The 8,985-nt window shown below is 41.2% G+C and carries 8 protein-coding genes; 2 read left to right on the top strand and 6 right to left on the bottom strand.

Annotated features, from left to right (window positions below):
- Positions 1-453: 453 nt before the first annotated feature.
- On the bottom strand, positions 454-1,293 hold the full coding sequence (locus tag AACX33_RS03230) for a magnesium transporter (RefSeq protein WP_193998248.1): 840 nt from the start codon (positions 1,291-1,293) through the stop codon (positions 454-456).
- A 66-nt stretch (positions 1,294-1,359) separates the two neighbouring features.
- On the bottom strand, positions 1,360-1,542 hold the full coding sequence (locus AACX33_RS03225) for a hypothetical protein (RefSeq protein WP_193998247.1): 183 nt from the start codon (positions 1,540-1,542) through the stop codon (positions 1,360-1,362).
- Between the two features lie 56 nt (positions 1,543-1,598).
- Here AACX33_RS03225 and AACX33_RS03220 point away from each other — a divergent pair, with 56 nt between their 5' ends.
- A complete protein-coding gene (locus AACX33_RS03220) occupies positions 1,599-2,876 on the top strand; it encodes an RNA-guided endonuclease InsQ/TnpB family protein (RefSeq protein ID WP_193998246.1) in 1,278 nt (425 codons plus the stop codon).
- A gap of 183 nt (positions 2,877-3,059) precedes the next feature.
- Here AACX33_RS03220 and AACX33_RS03215 read toward each other — a convergent pair whose 3' ends face one another.
- The 4 genes from AACX33_RS03215 to AACX33_RS03200 form a co-directional block, all read right to left on the bottom strand.
- Positions 3,060-3,983, bottom strand: coding sequence for a tetratricopeptide repeat protein (locus AACX33_RS03215; RefSeq protein ID WP_193998245.1), 924 nt, complete (start codon positions 3,981-3,983; stop codon positions 3,060-3,062).
- A gap of 480 nt (positions 3,984-4,463) precedes the next feature.
- Positions 4,464-4,796, bottom strand: coding sequence for a cytochrome c6 PetJ (gene petJ / locus AACX33_RS03210; protein WP_193998244.1), 333 nt, complete (start codon positions 4,794-4,796; stop codon positions 4,464-4,466).
- A gap of 129 nt (positions 4,797-4,925) precedes the next feature.
- Positions 4,926-5,420: a GNAT family N-acetyltransferase gene (locus AACX33_RS03205; protein WP_193998392.1), complete on the bottom strand. Its 495-nt coding sequence runs from the start codon at positions 5,418-5,420 to the stop codon at positions 4,926-4,928.
- 192 nt (positions 5,421-5,612) lie between these two features.
- The gene (locus AACX33_RS03200; protein WP_193998243.1) at positions 5,613-6,782 is read right to left on the bottom strand and encodes an RpoD/SigA family RNA polymerase sigma factor; all 1,170 of its coding nucleotides are present in this window, start codon (positions 6,780-6,782) and stop codon (positions 5,613-5,615) included.
- 793 nt (positions 6,783-7,575) lie between these two features.
- On the opposite strand from AACX33_RS03200, the gene priA reads away from it, so the two are divergent.
- The coding region (priA, locus tag AACX33_RS03195) for a replication restart helicase PriA (protein ID WP_227789421.1) at positions 7,576-8,985 on the top strand (1,410 nt) is incomplete at its 3' end.

Here is an 8,985-nt window from a genome sequence, read left to right as displayed (position 1 = left end):
GACGGTAACTTCCCAATGACTAATGACGACCCTAGCCAGTTAACTTTATTTACGCCGACTTACTTATCCGTTTATGTCTTAACCTCCTTGGCGGTTGCCATAATGGCTCATTAAAAAAGATACCGCTTCACAAAAAGCGATACTTCAACTCAAAATTGAGCCGAATCTTCGAGAAATTAGCTCATGAAGGAATGTGGATTTAATAAAATATAGAACCTCACCCCCAACCCCTCTCCTTCTCCCTTTCTATCGTGTACACACAAGTATCGAATTTAGCCAAACCCTCACCGAACAGCCCTGCCAATTATGGGGGGACAAGAATTTTCAAAGTCCCCCAAACTTGGGGGATTTAGGGGGCAAGATAGGCACAAATGAAGACAGGTAGGACTTGTGTGTACACCGTAGCCTTCTCCCTTTGAAAGACGCTATGGGAAAGCAAGGAGAAGGGAGACTTTAAATATGTAAAAACAACCGCGCTATTTGCAGGTAGATCAGGATTCCTGCCACATCTACAAGGGTAGCGCCTAAAGGAGCCGACATTAAAGCCGGATCAAATCCGAGAACCTGGAAGAAAAATGGTAGCATCGCACCACAGAAACTAGCTAAGACGGAAATGGTAAACAAGCTCACGCCAATCACAAGCGCCACAATAGGATTATCTTGCAACAGCATTGCTTCACCTGTCACCATTACTCCGAGAATTGCTCCCAGGATAATACCAGAAATCATCTCTCGGTAAAGAACTTGTTGAATCAAACTTTTTAACTGAGTCTTCTGGGTATTCAGCGCCCGGACGACAACTGTGGCTGTTTGTGTACTGACGTTTCCGCCGTAAGCAATCAGCAAGGGAATAAAGCTAGCAAGTACCACTACTTGTTGTAAGATATACTCTTGACTTTTGATCACAGATGTAGTGGCTGTACTAGCAAGCAGGAGAATAAATAGCCAACCTAACCGCCGTTTCACAATTGCTAGGGGACTATGATCTACATCCTCATTCTCCGCTGGCGGTGCATCCTGTCCAGCCTTGGGTGTATACAGTAACTCAAATAGTTGTATGCGCTCGTCTGGCGATAATTTGTCGAGAAAATCTAAATCAACTTTTTTTTGAAAATCTTCTCTTAGGTGCTGTTGCACGCTGCTATTCAGGGATTGGTAAACTGCGATCGCTTGATGTCTTGGTAGCTTATAAAAAGCTTCTGACTGCCAACCACAGGGAAGTTCTGTAATTTCTGTGGCTATCTCAGATGTTTGCCCATCACTGAATGTGTCTTTAGTCTCCTGGATTTTCACAGAAATACACGGTATGCGGGAAGCTCAGTCACGAAGCGTGCTGAGAGGTAAGCGACACGAGCGATTTTAATCGCCTTCAATCTTTACCTCATCAATAAGTCTATCAACAAACTCTCTTAATCGTTCTTGCCAGTTAGGGACGGTTTTTAATTTATCCTTGACACCGGGTAAAACTTTGAAACAGACAGGGTTTTTATCAAACGGTTGATTGCTTGTAAAGCCTAATTTGTGCTTCTTCTGGAACGGCATTGCTATTTGTCTTACATATTAATATACTAATATACAGTAACATTGCGAGTCGAACAATGCCTTATGGATGCCAACAAATTTTGATTAGTCCAGACAATAACCTAAAAGCTTTGCTTGAATATGTTTGTACAGAAGCAAATAGCTTGATTAACTGTGGAGTTTACTACAGCCGTCAATATTATTTTAAAACTGGAAACTTTCCTAGCAAAGCCGATTTACACAAACAATTAGGGACTATTCAGAAAAACAAACACTATCAGGCTTTATACTCTGATACAGCACAGCAAATATTGACTGGAGTGGCTGAGTCCTTTAAGTCTTATCTGGGGTTGCTAAAAGGGATAAAAAAGGGAACTGTTACTCAAAAGCCAAGATTGCCAAATTACAGAGTATCTGGTGGTTTAGCTTTAGCCACTTTTACTGGACGTTCTCTCAGGTTGAAAGACGGAAAAATACGGTTTCCGTTGGGTAGTTTGGTGAAAACTTGGTTTGGGGTTGATGCGTTTCATCTACCAATGCCGTCAAACTTGGATTTTAAATCCATTAGGGAAGTGAGAATCTTACCACGAAACAGATGTTTTTATGCCGAGTTTGTTTATAAACAGCAGGTAGAAACTATCGAACTTGATAAATCAAAAGTTTTGGGAATTGACCACGGAATAAACAATTGGTTGACCTGTGTTTCTAATGTTGGTACATCTTTTATTGTTGATGGTCTACATCTCAAATCTTTGAACCAGTGGTATAACAAATCAGTCGCTAAAATCAAAGAGAATAAATCTCAAGGCTTTTGGTCTAATAGACTGGCGGCAATTACAGAAAAACGTAATAGACAAATGCGTGATGCTGTAAACAAAGCAGCGAGAATTGTCATCAACTATTGCGTTGAGAACAATATTGGTTCAATAGTTTTTGGTTGGAATCAGGGGCAAAAGAATGGTGCTGATATGGGTAAAAAGAACAATCAAAAGTTTGTTCAAATCCCGACAGCAAAACTAAAAACCCGTATTGAACAACTTTGTGAACAATACGGAATAGATTTTATTGAAACCGAAGAAAGCTATACCTCCAAAACATCGTTCTTAGATAATGATGTTCTACCTACAATCGGTGCAAAACCCCAAGGGTGGAAAAGTAGTGGTATTAGAACAAATCGCGGTTTGTTTAAAACTTTAGCCGGAATCAAAATCAATGCTGACTGTAATGGTGCTGCAAATATTATCCGTAAAGTAGCTACAATATTTAAGTTTGACTTAAGTGGAGTAGGTAGAGGCTGTTTGAGTCAGCCTAAGAAAGTCTATTTATGGACTATTCAGAAATCTCAGTGTCTTTAGACTTGAGAAGCTTAAAGGAGTCTATCGATGAGTGATACATAGTGTGGGATGATTACTCGTTTTCCTTTTCACTAATATCAATGATAACGAGTATAATCACTAAATTTGCGGGTAGTTATATATTTATTCCTCTGGGCAGAAATATTTTTTGGGCGCTGGAGATATTTAATGTTTTGGCAAGTTTTACAAAAAAGCGATTTCGGTGACAAATTGGAGTTGTTGCCGCAATTTTTGGAGTAAATCTAAACTCTTTTCATAGGCTATGTTTTTTCCTTGGTTTTCAAAGTCCTCAGATGCCTTTTTCAGGTCAGCGATCGCACCTTGATGATACCCTAAGCGATATCGCGCTATTCCCCGATTTAGGTAAGCAGGGGCATGACTAGGGTTAAGTTTGATAACTTGGGAAAAATTGCGGATTGCAGCGACATTATCCCCGTTTCTACCATCAGCACAGCCGAGATTAAAGTAAGCTCGATCATCCTGACCATTGAGGCGAATTGCCCGATTAAAGTCGAGCATAGCGGCTGGGGAGTCTTGCAAAACTAAGTGAGCTAAACCTCTGTCATTGTAGATATCGGCGAGGGATGAACTTGTGGTTGGGGGAATTTGAGTTAGGGCTAAATTGTAATCAGCGATCGCCTCGGAGTAATTTCCCTCACCTGCGTGGGCTAAACCTCGGTTGTAGTAAGCGCGAAAATCAACAGGGTGAAGTGCGATCGCTTGGTTATAATCAGCAATGGCACCTGGATCATTCCCTTGTCTGTATTGTGCTAGTCCTCGGCTCAAATACGCTGACAAATTATCTGGGGCTAAATTTATCGCTTGATTACAATCTGTAATGGCTTGGTGGTAATCTTGTAATTCCAGATGAGCCTGACAGCGATCGCTATAAGCTAAAGCCAAATCTGATTGCAGTTCCAGCGCCTGGTTAAAATTCTCGATCGCCTCAAGATAATTACCACGCTGCATATTACTTACACCCAAACTTAAAAAGTCACTGGCTGTAATTTTTATATTGACAATAGGTAACGAATATGCTGTGGGAGTTGAACAATTTAGTAAAAAAGCCAACACTAGACTGAGAAACAATCGCCAGAAATAAGTCATAAGCATCCTATTTGACAATTTCAGCAGTAGTAAACTTAACCAAAAAAGCCCTGCCAACTCAACTATTTAACGTTTAACTAATATTTTTAATTTTAGATTTGCTTAACCAGAGTATACGCAGCAAGAGCGAGTATTTTAGATTGATATTTCTCCCCTTTCCGCTGGCGGGGCTACCGTGTACACACAAGTCCTGCCTGTCTGCGTTTGAGCCTGTTTTGCCCCCTAAATCCCCCAAGTTTGGGGGACTTGGAAAATTCTTGTTCCCCCATAATTGGGGGTTAGGGGGCGATTCGATCACTTCTGTGTACACCGTAGGCTTGCGGGGAGGGGTGGAATAACCGTGGGAATTATAACTAATTAACCAAACTCGATCTAACTACTACAAGTTGGCGTAAATAAACAGACCATTCAAAATCCATGAAAAGCCCATTTTATAAGCTTTTTGACTTTTGACTTTTGACTTTTGACTTCACGGCGGTACTACCAACCTTTATCTGCTTGTTCCAGCACATAAGCAGCTACATCTTCCATTTGGTCTGCTTTTAAACGACCTTTGAAGGCAGGCATCGCATTTTTACCATTTGTCACTTGACTAATAATTGCCTCTGCTGAGTACAAACCATACTTTTCTAAAGCGTCCTTTTTCAAAGTTTTTTGAGCTTGAACTAGATTTTTACCACCCGCATGACAAGAAGCACAATTAGCACCAAATATTTTGGCTCCACTGACTGTATCTGCTGCCAAAGCTGGACTACTGAAGGCAAAGGTGAAGATAGTTATGCCTAAAAGTAGCAAGGAAATTATTCTTTTCATCTCGTGTTCTCTCTGCAAAACGGCTGATTCGGTACAATACCTTTGATAATTTTCAGTTGAATGAATTGCCTGTGTCAAAAGACAAGCTGTCAAACTTCACCGGGATGAAAGATATTGTAATTTTCTGCTTCAACCTTTATTTGCTAACTCTTGCATCGCCTCTTCTGTAACGCGACAAATTCGCCACTCATCTAAAATATCAGCGCCCATACTGCGATAAAATGCTTGTGCCGACTCATTCCAATCCAACACACTCCACTCTAATCGTCCACAATTACGCTCTACAGCTATTTGGGCTAATTTAGACAAAAGAGCTTTACCAATGCCTTGACGGCGATATTCTGGCAAGACAAACAAATCTTCCAAATAAATTCCAGGCTTAGTTAGAAAAGTAGAATAATTAGAAAAAAACAGGGCAAAACCAACAGCTTGCCCTGAATATTCTGCTAATATTGCCTCAACATACTTTGGGGAGCCAAATAAATGCTCCTGGAGATCCAAAGCATTCCCAGTTACGGCGTGAGATAATTTTTCGTACTCAGCTAGCTCCTTAATTAAATCAAACAGTACGTTGCTATCAGGTGGTTCAGCTAAACGCAAAATCAAATCGCTACGAGAAATCATTAGTCCATAATCCATAATCCATAGTCCATAGTTTATAGTCAATTCTGTAAAATTTTTGACTAATAATTAATAACTACAGACAGAATTCCGAACTCACGGAACACCAAAAAATAAATTACCCAAAATCGTAGGGTGGGTTAGCGTAGCGTAACCCACCTTGACCAGAAATAATGACGCATGACGCACTACGAATTAGATTAACCAACCCTTTAAGCGCTTGGCGATATGAGGACGACGCAGTTTCCGCATAGCTTTGCTTTGAATTTGGCGGACTCGTTCACGGGACAAATTGAACATATTCCCGACTTCTTCTAAGGTACAGGGTTCGCTGGTGGTCAAACCGTAGCGCAAAGAAATTACGTCTTTTTCCCGTGGAGTTAGCACATCACCCAAGACATCCCAAATCTCCTGACGCATCATATTTTCATTCATTTTTGCTTCTGGAGATAAGTTATCCTCATCTTCTAGCAAATCCATCAGTTCTGTGTCTTCCTCTTTACCTACACGGTGATTCAGAGAAAGTGCTTGTCGCCTTAGCTGTTGCAATTGGCGCAGTTGTTGGACGCTAATTTCCAAAGCTTCTGCCATTTCCGCTTCATTGGGATTGCGACAGAGTTTTTGTTTGAGTTCTCGTTGAGCTTTTTTGAGCTTGTTAAGTTTTTCAACAATGTGGATAGGTAAACGGATAGTTCGCGCGTCATTGGCGATCGCCCGCGTAATTGCTTGTCTGATCCACCAGTAGGCGTAGGTAGAAAACTTATAACCTTTATCTGGATCAAATTTTTCGGTCGCCCGGTTTAAACCCATTGCGCCTTCCTGAATTAAATCCAGAAAAGGTACGCCCCGATTCAGGTATCGCTTGGCGATTGACACCACCAATCTCAAATTGGAGCGAATCATTTTGCGTTTGGCGACGCGACCTTGATATAAGCGACTTTCTAGTTGCTTTTCAGTCATCTCTAGCTGGGAGGCTACTTGTACCTTACTGGTTGGCTGTCCCAGTTCTAATTCCAAAGCAGCTTGGACTTCCCTAACTTCCTCTAGAAACCTGACTCGCCGCGCTAACTCTACCTCTTCGTCGGGCTTTAACAACGGATAACGCGCCATTTCTTTAAAAAACGCGCCTACAGCATCATCATGCTCGGTCTTATTGTATCCTGAAGGCCGAGCTGCCGCCATGTGATCCCCATCACGTTCTTCTGAGTCCAGATGTTCCATAACTGGGGGTTCTGACTCCACCACTGGGTCTAGAAGTTCGAGTGAGGGATCTTCATGTTCAACAGTAGTTTCCAGTATTTCCATTGTTCCCAATTCAGCAATGTTCATAGTTTCCTTTAGGGATTGTTGCTTTGTTTGGTACATAATTTAGTGACAGCCGCTTGCTTGAAGCTTTGGTAGTTTTCCCTAACAAACAAATGCACCCCTTTGTCAGAAAAATACATTTTCTTGCTAATTGCTTATTCAAAGCGTGAAAATCAGCCCCTCGCTGTCATTTCGTGGCTCCTGCTAGATAGAACCTCTAACAAATACTGGTTTTTGCACCCAAAAACTATCTTCTCAGGTTCCAACAGAGATATTCCTTATTTTTTTCTTAATACCCAACTCTGTCAAATACCCCAACCTTTATCCACCTTAACAAATATAAAAAACTCAAGTAAATACCCCCCAAGCTTAAATCTTTTATAAATTACATAAGTTTTTAAGCTTGACCAGCGAAAAATTATTCCAGAAATCATAGTCTTGGTTTGGATTAGGTGCTTATTTCCGCAAGCGTCCTCAAGGACACAGGTTGACTAGTTTAATTTTCTGAAATAATTTATTTGTATAAAAGCATCTCATATACACAAAGGGTTGAATATCTATCAAGGGGCTGAAAAACCATATGTCCGATTTAGTAATTAGTCCGACTATTTCAATAATCTCTGGAAAGAGAAGTTGATTTTTTATAGCAGACTTTAAATATTTATGGCACGTATTGTTAAGACAAAATTGTCTAGTAAATTACATAAAAGGAAACTTATCAAGTATTATGTGGAACAAAAGTATTATGAAATACATTTTACCACCCAAAAATAAAAATCTTTTATGAAGCTAAGTGAACTCTAAAGAACTAAGTGAAAGCCAGAGAAACATTCGTCTAGAGAATTGCAAAACCATGTATAAAAATGCCATAAATTTACTCGATTTGCGGGTTGCTGAACCTGGAGAAACTTACGAAACTGAAAATGTAAATCGATGGATTGAAGTTCTGGTAGACTGTCCAGGAACTACGGGATTATTTACCTATCGATTGCCAACGCAGTTAAAAATAAAACCCGGTGATATCTTAAGTGTACCATTTGGTACTCAAAAAATAGGCGCGATCGCCATTCGTTTATTGACAAAACCAAATATCGATTTACCACCAGAAAAAATCAAGGAAGTAGAAGATATAGTCAGCGAAGGATTCTTCCCCAGTACTTATTGGTTAGTATTAAATCGAGTAGCTGCATATTACTATACGCCTTTAATTCAGGTGATCCGGGTGGCATTACCGCCAGGCTTATTGGGGCGATCGCAACGTCGTATCCGCTTGCTCCCAGAAGCAGAAATAAAAAGACAAAATTCCTCATCTTTAACTTTCCTGACTCCCCCAGCCCAGCAAGTTTTAAACCTTTTGCAAACTCAAGCAGTCGGAGACTATAGCTTCGTCTACCTGCAACAAAAAGTCAAAACAGCCTATAAAGGTGTGCGGGAATTGTTGCGATTTGGGTTAGTAGAAAGTTATTTAGAACCACCGCGACTAAATCGGCCAAAGAGACAAAAAGCCGTTACCTTGATTGGTGACATTGATGGTGATTTAACGACTCGCCAACGAGAAATTTTGGAAGTATTGCGACGACGTGGCGGAGAATTATGGCAGAGCGAATTATTACAAATTTGTCATGCTAGTTCCTCTACCCTGAAGACAATGGCACAAAAGGGCTACATCGTCATTGAAGACAAAGAAGTGCTGCGAACAGAACAGGGACTAGCATTAGCCCCAGACAGCCCCAAAACGTTAAATCCTCACCAACTCAATGCCTTAACGACTATCCAAGCCCTGAATGGGTTTGCTCAAGTCTTGTTGCATGGGATCACAGGTTCAGGCAAAACAGAGGTATATTTACAAGCGATCGCACCTCTACTCAATCAAGGTAAATCCGCCCTAGTTTTAGTTCCCGAAATTGGCCTCACGCCCCAGCTAACAGACCGTTTCCGCGCCCGTTTCGGCGGTAAAGTCAGCGTTTATCACAGCGCCCTTTCCGAAGGCGAACGTTACGACACTTGGCGACAAATGCTCACCGGAGAACCCCAAATCGTCATCGGGACTCGGAGCGCCATTTTTGCTCCTTTACCCAATTTAGGTTTAATCATCTTAGACGAAGAACACGACAGCAGCTTTAAACAAGATTCTCCCATCCCCACCTACCACGCCCGCACCGTCGCCCAATGGCGCGCCGAATTAGAAAATTGTCCTTTAATTCTCGGTTCCGCCACCCCTTCATTAGAAAGTTGGGTAAATCTCGCCAATACCCCACACCCC

The organism is Nodularia sp. LEGE 04288 (assembly GCF_963896525.1).
Classification (GTDB): Bacteria; Cyanobacteriota; Cyanobacteriia; order Cyanobacteriales; family Nostocaceae; genus Nodularia.
Note: the sequence above shows the minus strand (reverse complement) of the source record. Positions and strands in the feature narration are given on the sequence as shown.

What these genes read in the sequence shown, in the direction of transcription:
- AACX33_RS03205 (WP_193998392.1), bottom strand. Translation starts at nt 5,420, where the DNA reads ATGATTTCTCGTAGCGATTTGATTTTGCGTTTAGCTGAACCACCTGAT.
- AACX33_RS03215 (WP_193998245.1), bottom strand. Translation starts at nt 3,983, where the DNA reads ATGACTTATTTCTGGCGATTGTTTCTCAGTCTAGTGTTGGCTTTTTTA.
- AACX33_RS03200 (WP_193998243.1), bottom strand. Translation starts at nt 6,782, where the DNA reads ATGTACCAAACAAAGCAACAATCCCTAAAGGAAACTATGAACATTGCT.
- AACX33_RS03220 (WP_193998246.1), top strand. Translation starts at nt 1,599, where the DNA reads ATGCCTTATGGATGCCAACAAATTTTGATTAGTCCAGACAATAACCTA.
- AACX33_RS03225 (WP_193998247.1), bottom strand. Translation starts at nt 1,542, where the DNA reads ATGCCGTTCCAGAAGAAGCACAAATTAGGCTTTACAAGCAATCAACCG.
- petJ (WP_193998244.1), bottom strand. Translation starts at nt 4,796, where the DNA reads ATGAAAAGAATAATTTCCTTGCTACTTTTAGGCATAACTATCTTCACC.